14 protein-coding genes are annotated in these 17,945 nt (G+C 43.8%); 3 read left to right on the plus strand and 11 right to left on the minus strand.

Annotation, left to right across the window (positions count from 1 at the left end):
- Window positions 1–7 precede the first annotated feature (7 nt).
- Both uvrB and NSQ09_RS02425 read right to left on the minus strand, forming a co-directional pair.
- Window positions 8–1,993, minus strand: a complete 1,986-nt coding sequence (uvrB, locus tag NSQ09_RS02420; protein WP_003228054.1) for an excinuclease ABC subunit UvrB — start codon at window positions 1,991–1,993, stop codon at window positions 8–10.
- A 185-nt stretch (window positions 1,994–2,178) separates the two neighbouring features.
- Window positions 2,179–2,409 (minus strand): CsbA family protein, encoded by a 231-nt coding sequence (locus NSQ09_RS02425; protein WP_003228053.1) that lies wholly within the window; start codon window positions 2,407–2,409, stop codon window positions 2,179–2,181.
- A gap of 446 nt (window positions 2,410–2,855) precedes the next feature.
- Here NSQ09_RS02425 and NSQ09_RS02430 point away from each other — a divergent pair, with 446 nt between their 5' ends.
- The 3 genes from NSQ09_RS02430 (at window position 2,856) to NSQ09_RS02440 (ending at window position 7,361) form a co-directional block, all read left to right on the plus strand.
- Window positions 2,856–5,351, plus strand: coding sequence for a PEP/pyruvate-binding domain-containing protein (locus NSQ09_RS02430; RefSeq protein ID WP_341030521.1), 2,496 nt, complete (start codon window positions 2,856–2,858; stop codon window positions 5,349–5,351).
- Window positions 5,352–5,426: 75 nt separating this feature from the next.
- A complete protein-coding gene (locus tag NSQ09_RS02435) occupies window positions 5,427–5,996 on the plus strand; it encodes a TetR/AcrR family transcriptional regulator (protein WP_088272537.1) in 570 nt (189 codons plus the stop codon).
- 30 nt (window positions 5,997–6,026) lie between these two features.
- Window positions 6,027–7,361: an MFS transporter gene (locus tag NSQ09_RS02440; RefSeq protein ID WP_121591197.1), complete on the plus strand. Its 1,335-nt coding sequence runs from the start codon at window positions 6,027–6,029 to the stop codon at window positions 7,359–7,361.
- 47 nt (window positions 7,362–7,408) lie between these two features.
- Here NSQ09_RS02440 and minJ read toward each other — a convergent pair whose 3' ends face one another.
- The 9 genes from minJ to secA all read right to left on the minus strand — a co-directional run bounded on the left by minJ (window position 7,409) and on the right by secA (window position 17,896).
- Window positions 7,409–8,602 carry a cell division topological determinant MinJ gene (gene minJ / locus NSQ09_RS02445; RefSeq protein WP_003228042.1) on the minus strand — a complete coding sequence of 398 codons (1,194 nt, stop codon included), beginning with the start codon at window positions 8,600–8,602 and terminating at the stop codon, window positions 7,409–7,411.
- A 78-nt stretch (window positions 8,603–8,680) separates the two neighbouring features.
- Window positions 8,681–9,034, minus strand: coding sequence for a swarming motility protein SwrAA (gene swrA / locus NSQ09_RS02450; protein ID WP_015251121.1), 354 nt, complete (start codon window positions 9,032–9,034; stop codon window positions 8,681–8,683).
- 382 nt (window positions 9,035–9,416) lie between these two features.
- The gene (gene ctpB, locus NSQ09_RS02455; RefSeq protein WP_088327067.1) at window positions 9,417–10,859 is read right to left on the minus strand and encodes a carboxy-terminal processing protease CtpB; all 1,443 of its coding nucleotides are present in this window, start codon (window positions 10,857–10,859) and stop codon (window positions 9,417–9,419) included.
- A 139-nt stretch (window positions 10,860–10,998) separates the two neighbouring features.
- Window positions 10,999–11,889 (minus strand): permease-like cell division protein FtsX, encoded by an 891-nt coding sequence (gene ftsX / locus NSQ09_RS02460; protein ID WP_015251119.1) that lies wholly within the window; start codon window positions 11,887–11,889, stop codon window positions 10,999–11,001.
- Complete coding sequence (ftsE, locus tag NSQ09_RS02465; RefSeq protein WP_003228039.1) at window positions 11,882–12,568, minus strand: cell division ATP-binding protein FtsE; 687 nt, start codon at window positions 12,566–12,568, stop codon at window positions 11,882–11,884. Before ftsE ends, ftsX begins: the two co-directional genes overlap by 8 nt.
- Before the next feature lie 233 nt (window positions 12,569–12,801).
- On the minus strand, window positions 12,802–13,140 hold the full coding sequence (gene cccB, locus NSQ09_RS02470; RefSeq protein WP_003242725.1) for a cytochrome c551: 339 nt from the start codon (window positions 13,138–13,140) through the stop codon (window positions 12,802–12,804).
- Window positions 13,141–13,188: 48 nt separating this feature from the next.
- A complete protein-coding gene (locus NSQ09_RS02475) occupies window positions 13,189–14,034 on the minus strand; it encodes a YitT family protein (protein ID WP_003242677.1) in 846 nt (281 codons plus the stop codon).
- Between the two features lie 165 nt (window positions 14,035–14,199).
- Window positions 14,200–15,301 (minus strand): peptide chain release factor 2 gene (gene prfB / locus NSQ09_RS02480; protein ID WP_010886623.1). Its coding sequence is split into 2 segments (ribosomal slippage): window positions 14,200–15,228 and window positions 15,230–15,301, totalling 1,101 coding nucleotides; the frame shifts between segments, so codons are not numbered across the junction.
- A 69-nt stretch (window positions 15,302–15,370) separates the two neighbouring features.
- Window positions 15,371–17,896, minus strand: a complete 2,526-nt coding sequence (gene secA / locus NSQ09_RS02485) for a preprotein translocase subunit SecA (protein ID WP_003228033.1) — start codon at window positions 17,894–17,896, stop codon at window positions 15,371–15,373.
- Between the last annotated feature and the right edge of the window lie 49 nt (window positions 17,897–17,945).

Here is a 17,945-nt window from a genome sequence, read left to right on the forward strand (position 1 = left end):
TTGTTCATCATCCTTCCGCTTTTAGCTCTAAAAGTAAATCGCGAAGCTCCGCGGCTCTCTCAAAGTCAAGCGCCTTGGCGGCTTCCTTCATTTCATGCTCCATCTGTTCAACGACTTTCTGGCGTTCTTTCTTCGTCATTTTCGACAGCTTCGGCGCGGCTTTTGTTTTGTATTCCGCTTTATCCTCAGCTGCTACTGTGGCACGAATGACATCGCGAATTTCTTTATTTATCGTTTTCGGCGTAATGCCGTGCTCTTCGTTAAACCGCTCCTGCTGCTCGCGGCGGCGTTTTGTTTCATTAATCGCAATTTCCATAGACTTCGTTATTTTATCGGCGTACATAATGACGCGGCCTTCCGCATTTCTCGCTGCCCGTCCGATGGTCTGGATCAGCGACCGCTCCGAACGAAGGAAACCTTCCTTATCCGCATCCAAAATCGCAACAAGGGATACTTCGGGAATGTCCAAACCTTCCCTCAGCAGGTTGATGCCGACAAGCACATCGTACTTGCCAAGGCGCAGGTCGCGGATAATTTCAATCCGTTCAAGCGTCTTGATCTCAGAATGCAGATAGTTTACTTTAATGCCGATTTCCTTTAAATAATCGGTCAGATCCTCCGACATCTTCTTCGTCAAAGTTGTCACAAGCACCCGTTCATTCCGCTCGATTCTTGCTTGAATTTCGCCGATCAAGTCGTCAATCTGACCTTCGATTGGACGGACGTCAATAAGCGGGTCAAGTAGCCCCGTCGGACGAATGATCTGTTCGACCATTTCATCTGTATGTTCAATCTCGTACGGCCCTGGTGTTGCTGATACATACACGATATTGTGCATATGCTTTTCAAATTCCTCAAAACGAAGCGGACGGTTATCAAGCGCTGATGGAAGCCGGAAGCCGTGATCCACGAGCACCTGTTTCCGCGCCTGGTCTCCGTTAAACATGCCGCGCACCTGGGGAATTGTCACATGCGACTCATCCACCACGATCATAAAATCGTCTGGGAAATAATCAAGAAGCGTATACGGCGTTGAACCTGGAGGCCGCAGAGTCAAATGTCTTGAATAGTTCTCGATGCCGGAGCAGAAACCCATTTCACGCATCATTTCAAGATCATATCTTGTCCGCTGCTCTAAACGCTGCGCTTCAAGGAGCTTTCCGTTTTCATGCATGACCTTCAGCTGCTCCTCAAGCTCCTTCTCGATATTTTGAATCGCCTTCTCCATTTTCTCGGCCCGCGTTACGAAGTGGGATGCCGGGAAAATCGCAACATGATCTCGGTCGCCGAGAATTTCTCCTGTCAGCGCATCCACTTCCCGAATCCGTTCGATTTCGTCACCGAAAAATTCAACTCTGATACAATGCTCATCACGGGATGCCGGAAAGATTTCCACTACATCCCCGCGCACACGAAATGTACCGCGCTGAAAGTCGATATCGTTGCGGGCATATTGGATGTCTACAAGTTTTCTGAGCAGCTCGTTGCGCTCAATTTCCATTTCAGTCCGCAGTGACACGACCATTTCCCGGTATTCCTCAGGCGAACCGAGGCCGTATATACAAGACACACTCGCAATAATAATGACATCTCTGCGCTCAAACAAAGCTGATGTGGCGGAGTGTCTCAGTTTATCAATTTCATCATTAATACTAGCGTCTTTCTCTATAAATGTATCCGTTTGAGGCACATACGCCTCCGGCTGATAATAATCATAGTAGCTGACAAAATACTCGACAGCATTGTTCGGAAAAAATTCCTTGAACTCACTGTAAAGCTGTCCAGCAAGGGTTTTGTTATGGGCAATCACGAGAGTCGGTTTATTGACTTCTTTAATCAAATTGGACACCGTAAATGTTTTCCCAGTTCCTGTCGCACCCAGCAGAGTCTGATGCTTCTTGCCCTCCTGAATTCCTTTTACAAGCTTTTCAATGGCTTTCGGCTGATCTCCCTGGGGCTGATATTTCGAGACTAACTCAAAGCGATCTTTCACAAAAATAAGCCTCCGTTTCTTTAACGAAATCTTCCTATAGATATAGTAACACAATGGAAAGCAAAATCACTAAAAATACGAACTAAAGTTCGGTGGTTTTTTATTTCCAGCTGTTTTTGTGTATAAAAAACCTGCTTTTAAAACGTAAAAGCAGGTATTCAGTCTTTATATTCATTATGTCCGATTTATTCTTCTTTTTTCTCTGCAGCTTTTTTGGCCATATACAGTCCGCCAGCCACAAGAGACACAACATCCAATCCTACAATAAAATACGTTTCTGTATAGCCTTTTAAATAAGAGGCAAACAGCAATGCAGCTGTTAAAGCGATCGCCACATAATGATTAAAGGTGACTCTAGTAAATAAAACAACAAGCATAAAAGGGAAAAACAATGCAAAAACGGCTTTTGTAATCAACAAAAACCCTCCTCAGGGATTCTTCATCTGATCTGATTATAGTAAAAAATGAAGAATCGGACAATCGTGCATTCGCTCCCTCTCCTACACCATACCCCTTTTCAGCCAAAATCAATCACCATATTTGCATTTTGGTGCCGGTCAAAACTTATTCCATGGTGCCGCTGTTCTAATCAGCGGCACTTTTTTTATTACATCATCAAGTCCGCCACCAGATTCCGAGAATAAAAGAAAATAGGCATAGAGTACCAGTACGGCCGAATTTTTCAGGATAATATAACCAACTTAACTATTCATTTTATTTAGGACTTTCTGCGTTTGACAGCATTTTCCTGAAAACCTACAATTGAATGATAGTGTTTACTATCATTTTTTAAAATATAGGCTCCGCAATAAAAAGACTAGAGAGAAAAACAAAATGAATGAAGAAAAGAGGGGTTTCAAATATGTATTCTGTTTTATTTCGCCAGGCAGAAGAGTCCAGCCAGTTGGCTGGAGCAAAAGGAATGAATTTGATTAAATTGACCAAACACGGTCTTCCTGTTCCGGACGGGTTTATTATTCAAACGAATGCGCTCGCACGTTTTATGGAGGACAACCAGCTTCAAGAGACTAGTGAAAACGTCGAAAGCGGGATCATTTCCGGAACATTTTCGGATGAGCTGAAAGATGAGCTGACTAGTTCCTTTTATAAGCTTAGAGAATCATATCGATCCGTAGCCGTGCGTTCTTCGTCTGCCTCGGAAGATTTAGAAGGCGCCTCATTCGCGGGTCAATATGAAACCTACTTAAATATCAAAACAGAGGAAGAGTTTCTGGCTAAAGTGAAAGAATGCTGGGCCTCATTTTTTTCTGGGCGGGTCAGCAGCTATAAGAAAAAAATGAACAATCAAATCGCAGAGCCGTTAATGGGAATAGTCGTTCAGGGGCTGATCGATTCAGAAATGTCAGGTGTTATCTTCAGCCGCAACCCTGTTACCCATGATGATAGAGAGCTTTTAATCAGCGCCAGCTACGGGTTGGGTGAAGCTGTTGTTTCAGGAAGTGTTACCCCAGACACGTTCATTGTTAATAAATCTTCGTTTGAGATTCAGAAAGAAATAGGTGCAAAGGAAATCTACATGGAGTCTGCGGCAGAAGGAATTGCTGAAAAAGAAACGAGTGAAGACATGCGCAGCCGTTTTTGCCTTACAGATGAACAAGTGATTGAATTGGCTGAAATCACAAAAAAAACCGAAGACCTGTACGGATATCCTGTCGATATAGAATTTGGAATTGCTGATCATCAAATATATCTTCTGCAAGCTCGTCCGATTACAACCATTGATCAGGACAAAAAGGCGGCAGAAGAAAAACGCAGCTTCATGATTACCGACACTGATATGAATGATTTCTGGCTTAACATGGAGTCTAATATTGAAGGTCCGGTGAGTCCGTTATTTTCATCCTTCATCGTGCCGGCATTGGAATATGGCTTGAAGAAGAGCATGCAAAAGTTTCCGATTGGTGTAGTTGTTGATGAAGTAAAACTTTATCGCGGACATATTTATTCCAAAAACCAAGGCGGACAGCAGCCTCCTTCTGAAGACTGCGGCAAAGAGCTTTTCCCGATTTTATCGGAGCATATGTATGACATCATCAATCACACATACCTCCCTTTTTACCGGACACTGGACCAGCTCGCACAAACTGAGCATACCGCAGAAAGCGCACTGGAAGCTTTTCAAAAACTAAAGGCCTTTTATCTCACGGCTTATGAAGAGCATTTTAATATCGTTTTCCCGCAAATCCTTTTAACAAACAAACTGCAAGCGATGTATCAGGACATTCAAGGAGAGTCCGAAAACGCTCATTTTTACGAGATGCTGACAGGAAAAATGAACAAATCACTGGAAACGGACCGTTGCTTATGGCTATTTTCTGTGGAAGTTCAGGAGAACCCGAACCTTCTGGCCATTTTTGAAAACAACAAGCCTGAACAGCTCCAGGAGAAATTGGAACAAGTAGATGAGGGAAGACACTTCCTGAAGAACGTCCATGAATTCTTGCAAGAATACGGATGGAGATCTGTTAAAAGTCATGATCTGATTGAACAAATCTGGGTGGAAAATCCGTATTTCGCTCTGGCCAATATTCAAAATTATGTCCGTAATGGCTATCATTTTGACAATGAATTTCAGAAAACGAAAGAAAAACGAGAGAAATTATACAATGAATTCTTGGAAAGCATAGAAGATCCCGGTTTGCGCACCGAATTTGATCGCTATTATCAATGGACACTGAATTCTGCAAATATAAAAGATGATCACCACTTTTATATTGACGCCATGCTGGATGCCAAGGCGAGAATCTTTCTGCTGAAGATAGGTGAATTGCTGGCGGAAAACGGTGTCATTCAAGATCGTGAGGACCTTTGGTTCTTATATGACGACGAAGTGGAACAAGCGCTTCTTCACCCTGTATCCCTGCAAGAAAAGGCTGAAAAACGCAGACAGATTTTTCATGAGTATGAGCTGGCCCAAGCCCCGGCCTACCTCGGCACCCCGACAAAAGAACAGCTCAAAGCTGCTGAAGAAATTGTCGGCGCTGTGATAGAGGATGAAAAAAACACAGAGAATCATATTTTTGGCATTGCGGCATCAAGCGGCATTGCGACAGGTCCGGTGAAAATCATTCGGGACGCCAATGAATTTTCTCAATTCGCGCCTGGAGACGTACTCGTTTGCAAAATGACCACACCGCTATGGACCAGCCTGTTTCAAGACGCCAAAGCGATTATTACAGACACAGGCGGCATTTTGTCTCACGCTGCGATTATTGCCCGTGAATACGGCATTCCAGCCGTTCTCGGCACACGCACGGCAACCGAAAGACTGCGAGACGGTGACATCATCACTGTTGACGGAAGCAGCGGCAAAATCACAGTTGTCAGCCGGTCCTGATGCGTCCCCCTCTTTCTTATACAAGCGGGGCGGGTGTATACTTGTCCTGCCAGTATATTCGTGAGGTGAAACGTATTGAGACCGACAAACAAGAGAATCCTTGATGCTGCCATGCAGCTGCTCGTCAAAAAAGGATATCGCGCAACGACTACAAAAGAAATTGCAGAAAAAGCAAATGTAAGTGAAGCGACGATTTTCAGGAACTTTAAAAACAAACAAGGACTAGTTGAGGCTTTGCTTTCTCAGCATTCTTCAAACAGAGGCAGCATTTTGGAACAAACAGAAGGGGATTTGTACAAAGACCTGCTTCATATCGGAACCTGTCTCTTGGAGGAGCTCGAACATAGAAAAGATATCATTAAAATCAGCTTTCGTGAACCGGCCATGTTTCAGGATGTCATTAACCACGTCACTGAATATCCCCAATCTATGAAACAGCTATTGGTTGATTATCTCAAATCGATGGGTGAGAAAGGGGTTATTCAGACAGGAAATGAAGCGGAGAATTCCGACGTATTCATGTCGATTATCTTCGGTTATTTCATTCACCGTCTCCACTTAGGAGACAGGGTCATATCAATGCCCCAGGAAAAAATGCTGGAGCACAGCACAGCTCTATTTGTCAAAGGAATTTCTGCTGATTAACTCCTTGGCATAATAAAAAGGAGGATCCCAATGAGCTCAAGAAAAGAATGGGCGCTGATCGTCTCGCTATTATTGGGGGCCATTCTGGTTCCCATTAACTCAACGATGATCGCGGTCGCGCTCTCATCTATTTCCCATACGTATAACGAGTCCATCGCAAGCATCACTTGGGTGGTTACCGTTTATTTAATCGTGATGGCAGTCACACAGCCGATTGCAGGGAAGCTCGGTGACATGTACGGCAATAAAACAATGTACTTATGGGGAGTCGGCCTTTTTCTAATCGCATCTCTAGGCTGCGCCCTTTCACCGAGTCTGCTCCTGTTAATTGTCTTTCGGGCATTGCAGGCTGTCGGCGGGGCATTGCTTACGCCAAACAGCATTGCCATTATCCGGCATGTTGTTTCTGAAAAACGCCTACCGAAAGTGTTTGGATTTTTCGGACTGGGCGCAGGACTTGGTGCAGCACTCGGGCCTTTTATCGGCTCTATACTGATTGACAGCTTCAGCTGGCATTCGATTTTTTGGGTCAACATCCCGTTCCTCGCCATTGCTTTATTTACGGCATTAACGATGTTTCCTCAATATAAAGAAAATAAATCTGACGCGCCGCTGGATATCATCGGCTCTCTCTTGCTTGCAGGCAGCATCGTTTCAATTATCCTGCTGACGAAAAATGAGGCTCCATGGGGATATGCGGTATACAGTGTATTGATACTTCTTTTTGTTCCGCTTTTTTTCAGAAGAGAAAAACGTACCAAGCACCCTATCATTGACTTTGCACTGTTTAAAAGCTCAACCTTTACAAATGCGAATCTATCAGTCTTGTTAAGCAATTTGATGATGTATGCCGTCTTATTGATTATGCCGTTATTTATGACGAATCAATTTGGGCTTAATACATCTAACAGCGGGATGGCGCTTTCTGTATTTTCGATCTTCATGTCAGCCAGCAACTGGGTGGGCGCGCAGCTCCATCACAAATGGGGAGCCAAAAAAATCATTTTTCTTTCATTTGCCATGATGGCTGGTGCGAATCTATTATTTTTGCTGTTAAGCAGCTCGCATTCTGTCTTGTTCCTCATGCTCTCTCTTATCCTTGGCGGGCTCGCTTCCGGAGTCGGTCTGACCAGCATGCAGGTTTCATCCCTTGCCACAGTAGACCCCGGAATGTCAGGAGTGGCATCCGGGATTTTCTCGACCTTCCGTTATTTCGGAAGCATCATTTCATCAGCCTTAATTGGCCTGATTTCGGGATATCACACCCTATTTATGATTCTCTTTGCTGTATCCATCATCGGCGTTTTTGTTTCATTGGGCATCAAATCTGATGAAACGGCACGGATAGAAAAAAACTCAGCGTAACACAAAACAGCCCGGCATCGCATCTTCCTGCGGTGCCGGGCTGCCTTTTATGATCCAGAAGCGGCTGCTTCGTCTTCACGGTCATCCTTTACGAAGAGGATGCCCAATTCATGATGTTCTCCTTCATAAGAAGCTCGCTGGTCAAAACGAATTTCTCCATTCAAACCGATAATTTCAAGCTTCACGTATGCACGGTTATGCTGGAGCGCTTCATAGAAATCAGAAACGTTCTTAACCGGTATACCATTGACTTTCGTTATGATTTCCCCGATTTTCAATTCCAGATCCTCAGCCGGCGTATTGGGGATAATCCCAAGCACCATTAAGCCCTGATCCCTTTTCGAGAAATAAAACGGAGCCGCGTTATCATTCACTCTTTGCTTTATGGACAGAAAAATACGCCCTAACAAAGCAGTACAGACCGCTGCACCTGCAAGCGGCGTCCACAGTAAGCTCGCTGCACCGAGAACTGCGACGGCAAGACCGAGAATACAAACGCGTTTCGCTGTGATCCTTATACTCGTTTCAGGCAGCGATCCCTGTACCCTTTGTCCAAATCCGACAAAGTAAGGAATCCATAGAAAATGGAATGAGCCGCCGGGAACCGTAAACACGGGCCACCAGCTAAGGTGCGATTCTAAACCATTACCGGGCACGAGAAGGAACAGCGGCAAAAGCCAAACCCGGTTTGCCAGCTGCTGTCCGATCGGCAAACCGCGGCTGCTTACGACAAGTGCCGGTGATGTTCTCACATGCGCAGAACGATAAGCAACCGCTCCTTCAGTGATAATCAGCAAACCTAGAAACACAGCCACAGCCGGCCAAACAACTGCAAATCCTTGCGGAAATCTCTCTAGGAAGGGCTCCGCCTGATATATTTGCAGTCCAAAACCTATCAGCATACTCACACTGACGATATATGCAGCAGACATCCAGTTTGCGCGAAGAGTGAACGCTGCCGCTGCAGTGATAACGGCAATAATCGCAAGTAAACCGAGAGGAATCGATATTCCGAGTCCACCTAAAATAACTGACAAAAGAAGACCTGGAATCAGTCCCTTTGTATATGTAAATTTCAGATCATCATAAATATCTGCTATTCTTGTATGAAAGGTTTTTCGTTCCCGTTTGATTCTTACATAGCCGAAAGCCAGGGTTATGATGATAAAAAACCAGAAAAGCGGGTGTAAGAAGAACAAGCCCGCGCTTTTTAACAGTTCAATTCCCCATTGAACAGACACTATCTCTCACCGCCTCAAGCCAAACATGTTACTCATATTCTATCAAATATTAAATGGCTTGGATATCCTCAGGAGAGTTTATCTCTCTTGCGTCATCCACAGCGTGACATTCGATAGTGAAAAATCCTTTAAATAGTGGTTTACATCCACATCCAATAACCCGCTGATTAGATGCATCGACCTTTTTATATCTGTCAGATTAATTCCTAATCGCTTATGGTTTTTCATTAAGTAGTTAAAATAATGTTTGGCGCATTCCTCATTAATGTCATTTACTGATTCGACATTGGTGTAATTGACCAAATATCTGCTGAACAGCATAAGAAGACTTAGTGCTTTTGTAGCTGAAAATGTTACGTCTTGTGTTCTGTCTTTTAATTGTTCCACTAATTCATAATATTTTTTTTCACGCACAATACTTGCCCTCTTCAATTGTGAACCCCCATTTTCTTTATACAGATAAGCACGGGCCAGTATAAGCAGCAGTACTGGAGTGCTAACAAGCATTCTCGCTAACGTTACTCTTTAAATACCTGTCGTTCAGCTGCCATTAACCTGATTACTGTTCTTTTTAGAACCTTCTTATATTGTATGAAGTAAACAAAGACTAGGCAACTTGCAAAAGTTTCATTTTAAATGCATATTAACTCGTTAGAAAGTCTCTCTCATATATTGATATCGGGTAATAACAGTCCTTTATAAATGTTTATTTGTGAAAATTTTTTTAATTTCTTGTCAAAAACTCATTTTTATGTGACTTATGATCCATAATCTCTTTAAGTACAAAGAAACAGGAGATGGAATACCATCTCCTTTAATTGACAAATAATGATTTCAATGCTGTTTGAAGCTGCAAATCATTTTTTTCATCTGATTTTTTCTTTTCTATCTGCTGATTTAATGTCTCTGCAGTGCGAGTGTCGATCACACCGGTTTTATTCAGCTTGTTTTGATCCTGAAAAGCCATAACCGCTTTTTTCATGTCTTTGCTGAAATAGCCATCCTCACGTCCCGGATCAAAGCTGAGACCTTTTAACAATACCTGCGCATGCTTGACGTCTTCATTGTTCATGTCCACTTTAAGCGGCTCTTTCAGCTGTAAAGGCCCGGCGGAAAAATAATCGGGCTGCTTAATCGCAATGGTCGGTTCAATTCCTTTCTTATGAATCCAGTTTCCATTTGGCGTCAGCCACTTGTAAAGCGTTAATTTGATGTTGCTGCCGTCCCCCATTGGCACAGCCTGTTGAACCGTTCCCTTTCCAAAAGACGTATCGCCTACAACATCATAATGGCCAGCTTCCTTTAATGCGCCGGCAAGAATTTCTGATGCAGAGGCACTTCCTTTATCCGTAATCACATTGACAGGGTACGCTTTTTTATGGGTCAATGTTGAAAAATAACGTTTTTTATCCCCATTGCGTTCAGCAATCTGAATATACGGCTGATCCTTTGTAACGAAATGCTTAAGAATTTCTTCCACACTTTGAAGATATCCGCCCGGGTTGCCGCGTACATCAATGACAAGTCCTTCTATTTCTTTTTTCTCAAGCTCCCTCAGCGCTTTTACAAAATCCTCTGCGGTGTGCTCAGAAAAAGTAGAGATGGCAATATATCCGACAGAATGCCCCTGTACTTTTTTCTCTGATGCAAAAACCGTTTCGAGCGGAATCTCAGCTCTCTTGATCCGGAATGACAGCTGCTTCTTCGTTCCAGGCCGCTGAATCTTCATTGAAACGCTGGACCCTTTTTTTCCTCTTATTTTTAACACAGCGTGGTTTAAATCCTTGCCGGCCATCGATTCTCCATTGATGCTGATAATTTCATCATTAGGCTTCAACCCGGCTTTTTCCGCTGGCGATTTCTTGAATGGAGAAACAATAATAATTTTGCCGTCTTCCATTCCAACCTCAGCCCCGATGCCTTCAAATGAGGAATCAAGAGAATCAGAAAATTGCTTAGCTGTCTGCTTGTCCATGTAAACAGAATAAGGATCATTTAGCGTAGACAGCATTCCCTGGATGGCTCCCTCGAGCAGCTTTTCTCTATCTACTTTTTCTACGTACTCATTCGAAATTAACTCATACGCTTTTTCGATTTTGTCCATAGCTTTATCCCGTTCAGAGTCAGCTTGTGCCGTCGCGGGAACTGCTGCAGTCTGGGGCTTATCCATCTCAAGCAGGTTGATTCCCGCATATACACCGGCGCCTCCGAACAGCATGCTCCCTGCTGCTATCACAGCCATTATTTTTTGATTCATCCTTTACTCCTCCTGTATGCCAGACTGTCTTTACCAAAACCTAGAGATAGTATATGTAAAGGATGGAGATTTCATGTAATCATAGAAGAAAAAGAAGGCAAATGAAAAGCCGTCCCGAAAACGGAACGGCTTTTTCACTTTATACTCGCAGAAACTTGCGGATGGAAGTCAGACTTCCCCATACTCCAATTACTGCGCCGATTGCAATCAGCACTAGCGAAACTTGGAATACAAATGGATTATAAGGAAGAAGAGAGACAAATGATCCTTGAACCTTTGGAACGACCCATCCGATGACGTATTGGTAAGTGCTCAGCACCAGTGCAATCGGAATCACAGAACCGAATACGCCTAGCAGCAATCCTTCAAGGAAAAACGGCCAGCGGATAAACCAGTTTGTCGCGCCGACAAGCTTCATGATTTCAATTTCTTTTCTTCTTGCGAAAATTGTAATTTTAATGGTGTTGGAAATTAAGAACATCGCCGTAAATACCAGGCCGATAATTAACGCGATTCCGATGTTGCGGGAAACGCCGACCACTTTAAACAAACGGCTGACCTCTTCTTTTCCATAAGTGACTTTATAAACATGATCCATTTTTTCGATCTTTTTCGCCACGTTCGGCGTATCATGCGGATCTGTCGTTTTGACGACAAACGCATCATTAAGCGGGTTTTCCTGATCCTTCATTGTCAGGGATTTTCCGCTGTCACCAAAACTGTCAACCAGCTGGTCAAGCTCTTTTTCTTTAGATGAAAAAGTGACACTCTGAATGCCCTTCAGTTCCTTAATATCGTTCTGAAGCTTGTCCTGTGCCTTCTGATCTGCAGTCAGATCAACCAGCACTTTGATTTCGACTTGTTTTTCTGCATTCGTGGCCATGTTATTCAAATTCAGCATAATCACTAAAAACACGCCGACTAAAATCAGCGTAACGGTTACAGCACTAATGGATGCAAATGTCATCCATGTGTTTCTCCCGAGAGATTTAAAACTCTCACGCAAGTGGCGCCCGAGAATTTTAATCATATGAACCATACTCCCCTCTTGACTCATCACGCACAATGATACCATCTTCGATTGCAATGACACGTTTCTTCATGGTGTTTACGATTTCTTTATTATGTGTCGCCATCACGACTGTTGTCCCGCGGTTGTTAATTTCCTCCAGCGTCTTCATGACTTCCCAAGACGTATCCGGATCAAGGTTTCCTGTCGGTTCATCAGCAATGACAACATCAGGGTTGTTCACAATTGATCTTGCAATAGATACACGCTGCTGCTCCCCGCCTGAAAGCTGGTCAGGAAATTGTCGCGCTTTATGCTTCAGCTGCACGAGATCAAGCACTTCAAGCACCCGTTTCTTAATGACAGACGGCTGTTCTCCAATCACTTCAAGGGCAAATGCCACATTTTCAAAAACAGTAAGTTTCGGAAGAAGCTTGAAATCCTGAAAGACAACGCCTATTTTGCGGCGCACAAAAGGGATCTCTTTTTCTTTAATTGTCGCAAGATCTTTATGATTGATTAAAATTTGTCCTTTTGTCGGTTTTTCTTCTCTGTAAATCATTTTAATAAAAGTAGATTTACCTGCTCCGCTCGGACCAACAACATACACAAACTCGCCGGGATGAATGGTAACAGAAATCCCATTGAGCGCTTTTACGCCGTTCGGATAGGCTTTATATACTTCCTTCATCTCTATCATGAAATCACCTAATCTTTTATATCATTTTATCTATCACACGGTCATACTCTTCGAATGCATTCGACAATTTATGACCCATTCATTTGTAAAAAGATGAAAAATCTGAAAGTTCCCTTTTTCAATACACTTCATTATACGTCAAATTTAGACATAATACTATTACAGTTTCTTTTCATTCATATTGTCAAGGCATAAAAACATCCTTGCCGGCACTCGACAAGGATGTTTTTATCTTACTTTTTTTCTGACAGCCATTTGGCAATAACAGCGGCTTCGTTATCATCTACAAGCCCCTTTGGCATATTGCCGCGGCCGTTTTTAATAATGCTTTCAATTTTGTGTTCATCGTATTTGCCTCCGACCTCTTGGAGATTAGGCCCTGACACACCTTCTAAATCCTTGCCGTGGCAGCCTACGCAGCTTTGCTGATATAATTCTTCCCCTTCAGATGCAGTGGCTTCCGTCTTGCTGCCAGTGTCTGTCTTCTCTTCTTTTGCATCGTTTGATCCGCAGGCAGCCAACAGAACAGAAAGCGCAAATCCAATCATTAGTATCGATAACTTTGATTTCATGTTGAGAAGCACAACTCCTTTACGATCTCTTCCATATTATAACCTCGTTTAAGCGCGTTTGAAACCCTCGCCCAGCACCTCGCTCGCGTCTGCTACAATTACAAAAGCTGACTCATCAATCTGTTTGACGATTTGTTTCAATTTGGTGAATTCAGTTTGCCCAACCACGCACATTAAAATCGGACGGTCATCGTCAGTATATCCGCCGACTGCAGAAATTTTTGTCACGCCTCTGTCAATCTTCTGTAAGACAGCCTCCTTGACAGCCTGCTCCTGCTTTGTAATGATGAGCGCCATTTTTGAACGATTAAAGCCGACTTGCACAACATCAATGGTTTTGCTGGACACATAGACGCCAAGCATGGCATATAAGCCTTGCTCAATATTAAATACAATCATAGCCGTAACAACGATCATTCCGTCAATGATGGCGAGACACTTCCCCAATGACAGACCGGAGTACTTATGAATGATCTGTGCAGCCAAGGCTGTTCCTCCCGTCGATCCTTTCCCTAAGTACACAATACCAATTCCGATACCTATCCCGACACCGCCAAAAATCGCCGCCAAGAGTTCATGATGAGTGGCGGGCTGAATATCCCTTGTCAGAAACACTACTAGCGGCAAAAACACAGAACCTGCAAGCGTCTTTAGTCCAAATTTCCCGCCGAGCAAAATGACGCCAGCAATAAATAAAGGGATATTAATAATCCACTGTACATACGCTGCTTCAAAACCATATGATTGTAAAATCGTACTGATCCCGCTGACACCGCCGGCGGCAATCTTGTTCGGAAGCAAAAATACATTAAAGGACACGGCCGTAATCGCTGCTCCTATCAATATGTATACATAATCCCGCAAAATCCACAATGTTTTATTCCGTACGTCCATCATATATCCTCCGTTTCTTCCAATGCTCTCCGATAGCATTTTAATCCTTCCCTGATTAGATGTAAATAACACCCAAATACAGTGGTAATATGCTAAAGCAGCAGTGAAATCAAGGATATAAGAAATAAAAAAACACACCCGTATGCATCAGGTGTGTTTTTCAGCTTATGAAAGCTTAGAACGCAGGTAGGCATCAATAAACGTATCAATGTCACCATCCATTACAGCTTGAACGTTCCCCATTTCTGTATTGGTCCGATGGTCTTTTACCATGGAATACGGATGGAATACATAAGAACGGATTTGGCTGCCCCAGCCGATTTCTTTTTGTTCACCGCGAATTTCATCCAGCTCTGCCTGCTGCTCTTCAATTCTGCGCTGATACAGCTTGGCCTTCAGCATTTTCATGGCTCTTTCACGGTTTTTAATTTGTGAGCGCTCCGTTTGGCATGTCACAACTACGTTCGTCGGCAAGTGAGTAATCCGAACGGCTGAATCCGTCGTATTGACGTGCTGTCCGCCCGCGCCGCTTGCACGGTACGTGTCAACTTTAATATCCTCCGTACGAATATCAATATCAATTTCATCGTTAAATTCAGGCATGACTTCACATGAAACGAAAGATGTGTGGCGGCGGCCTGATGAGTCAAATGGTGAGATCCGCACAAGACGATGGACACCTTTTTCTGCTTTGAGATACCCGTAAGCGTTGTGTCCTTTGATGAGCAATGTCACTGACTTGATTCCCGCCTCGTCACCTGGAAGGTAATCGAGTGTTTCTACTTTAAAGCCGCGGCGCTCTCCCCATCTTGTATACATTCTAAGAAGCATAGAGCCCCAGTCCTGTGACTCTGTACCGCCAGCACCAGGGTGCAGTTCTAAAATCGCGTTATTTTTATCATACGGCTCGCTGAGAAGAAGCTGAAGCTCAAACTCATTGAACTCTTTTGTTAATGATTTTAGTTCTTTTTCAAGCTCAAGCTGGAGATCAGTGTCCGGCTCTTCTTTCAAAAGATCATGAGTCATTTGTAATTCTTCGTGGGATTCATTCAATTTTTTATACGAATTGACATAATCCTTTAAACCGTTTGCTTCATTTATAACCGTTTGAGCTTTTTGCTGATCATTCCAGAATTCCGGATCAGCCATTTGTTCATCTAGCTCAGCAATGCGGGCCTCCTTTGATTCGAGGTCAAAGAGACCCCCTAAAGTCCGCTAAACGAGAAGCCATATTTTCGAGCTCTGCTCTAATTTCTGATAATTCCATTTCATTCACCTCATTAAAAGATCCGCAGGCGCCTGCAGGCGCCGCGGTCAGTAAACTTGCCGGGGCGAACTATTCAGTACGGCCGCAGCAATTTTTATATTTTTTCCCGCTTCCGCAGTGGCATGGGGCATTTCGTCCGATATCAACCACTTTGCGAACCGGTGCTTTCTTTGCTTTTTTGTTATCGTCGCCTTCTTGCGGCTGATGAGCTGTTGTTTGACCTTGTACAACCTCTTCACGCTCCAGATTGTTTTCAATCTCAGCTTTCATCACAAATTTTGCGACTTCGTCCTCAATTGATTCAATCATATGCTCAAACATCGCAAAACCTTCCATTTGATACTCACGAAGCGGGTTCGTCTGCGCGTAAGCACGAAGGTGAATCCCTTGGCGGAGCTGATCCATCGCATCAATATGATCCATCCATTTAGAATCAACGGCACGAAGAACGATAACTTTTTCGAATTCGCGCATTTGCTCTTTGCCGAATTGCTCTTCCTTCTCATTATATTTTGTGATGATGCGATCCATAATGAGCTCAAGCATTTCATCCGGTTCTTTGCCGAAGATATCGCTCTTCTCAAGTGCACCTTCATCAAGATAAGTTGTGTTGATAAGATCAACTAGACCGTCAAGCTTCCACTCCTCAGGAAGCTCTTCTCTTGGCGTATAGGCTGCAATTGCGCGTTCGAGAGAAGACTTGATCATATTTTCAACGATTTCACGCAGGTTTTCAGAGTCAATGACTTCAAAGCGCTGCTTATAAATGACCTCACGCTGCTGGCGGAGAACATCATCATATTGCAGAAGCTGTTTACGCGAATCGAAGTTATTGCCTTCGACGCGTTTTTGAGACGATTCAACCGCGCGAGATACCATTTTGCTTTGGATTGGAGTAGAGTCGTCCATGCCGAAGCGGTCAAGCATCGCCATTGTCCGCTCAGCTCCGAATCTGCGCATCAATTCATCTTCCATAGAAAGATAAAATTGAGTAATCCCCGGGTCTCCCTGACGTCCGGAACGACCTCGAAGCTGATTGTCAATCCGGCGTGATTCATGTCGTTCTGTTCCGACTACAGCGAGCCCGCCAAGCTCTTTTACACCTTCGCCAAGCTTAATGTCCGTTCCGCGCCCCGCCATGTTAGTCGCAATCGTAACTGCGCCTTTTTGGCCGGCCTCTTCAATGATCTGCGCTTCACGTTCATGGTTTTTGGCATTTAACACTTGATGCGGAATTCCTTTGTTTTTAAGCAGCTTAGAAATCAATTCAGATGTTTCAACGGCAACCGTACCGACTAGAACAGGCTGTCCCGTCATGTAACGCTGTGCGACATCCTCCGCAACTGCCTTAAACTTTCCTTCCATCGTGCGGTAAATTAAATCCGGGCGGTCATCACGGACAACAGGCCTGTTGGTAGGGATCGTGACAACCTGCATGTTGTAGATGTTGCGGAATTCTTCTTCCTCTGTCTTAGCTGTACCCGTCATACCGGCAAGTTTTTCGTACATTCGGAAGTAGTTTTGGAACGTAATCGTCGCCAAGGTCATGCTTTCGTTTTGAATCTCAAGCCCTTCCTTTGCTTCAATCGCTTGGTGAAGCCCCTCACTGTAGCGGCGGCCTTTCATCAGACGTCCCGTGAAGGAATCAACAATAACAACCTGTCCGTCTTCCACTACATAGTCAACGTCCTTTTGCATCGCAACGTGAGCTTTTAAGGCCTGGTTGATATGGTGGTTGAGCGCGACATGCTTCACATCAAAGAGGTTATCGATGCCGAACGCTTTTTCCGCCTTCGTCATTCCTTCTTCAGTAAGCTGTACAGCTTTTGTTTTGATATCGTACGTGTAATCCTTCTCCGCTTTTAACGTGCGGACAAAAGCATTTGCCTGTACGTACAGCTTAGTGGATTTTGCAGCTTGTCCAGAAATGATAAGCGGTGTTCTCGCTTCATCAATTAAAATAGAGTCAACTTCATCTATTACCGCAAAATGAAGCGGGCGCTGAACCATCTGCTCTTTATAAAGAACCATATTGTCACGCAAATAGTCGAAGCCAAGCTCGTTGTTTGTGGAGTAAGTAATATCAGCGGCATAAGCTTCCCTTTTTTCGTCTTTTGACATTGAGTTTAAATTCAAACCGACAGTCAAACCGAGAAACTCGAAAATTTTCCCCATTTGCTCAGCGTCACGGCTTGCCAAGTATTCGTTGACAGTCACGACGTGTACGCCTTTACCGGTTAACGCATTTAAATAAACAGGCAAGGTAGACGTTAATGTTTTCCCTTCCCCCGTTTTCATTTCCGCTATATTTCCGTCATGAAGCGCCACGCCCCCCATGAGCTGGACTTTAAACGGAAACATGCCTGTTACGCGGCGTGAAGCTTCTCGAACAACAGCGAAAGCTTCAACAAGAAGATCATCCGTTGTCGCCCCTTTTTCAAGACGCTCTTTAAATTCAATTGTTTTATGTTTCAATGCGTCGTCAGAGAGATTTTCATAGTCTCCGCGAATCGCATCAATATCGTTAGCAATTTTTTCGTATCTATTCAGCGTACGTTTTGTTGGATCAAACATTTTATTTAAAATTCCAAGCATTTATAACGCTCCTCTATCATCACATGCCTATTTTAGAGGCATGTATAAA

The organism is Bacillus sp. FSL W8-1202, from assembly GCF_038006165.1.
In the GTDB taxonomy this organism is placed as follows: domain Bacteria; phylum Bacillota; class Bacilli; order Bacillales; family Bacillaceae; genus Bacillus; species Bacillus subtilis.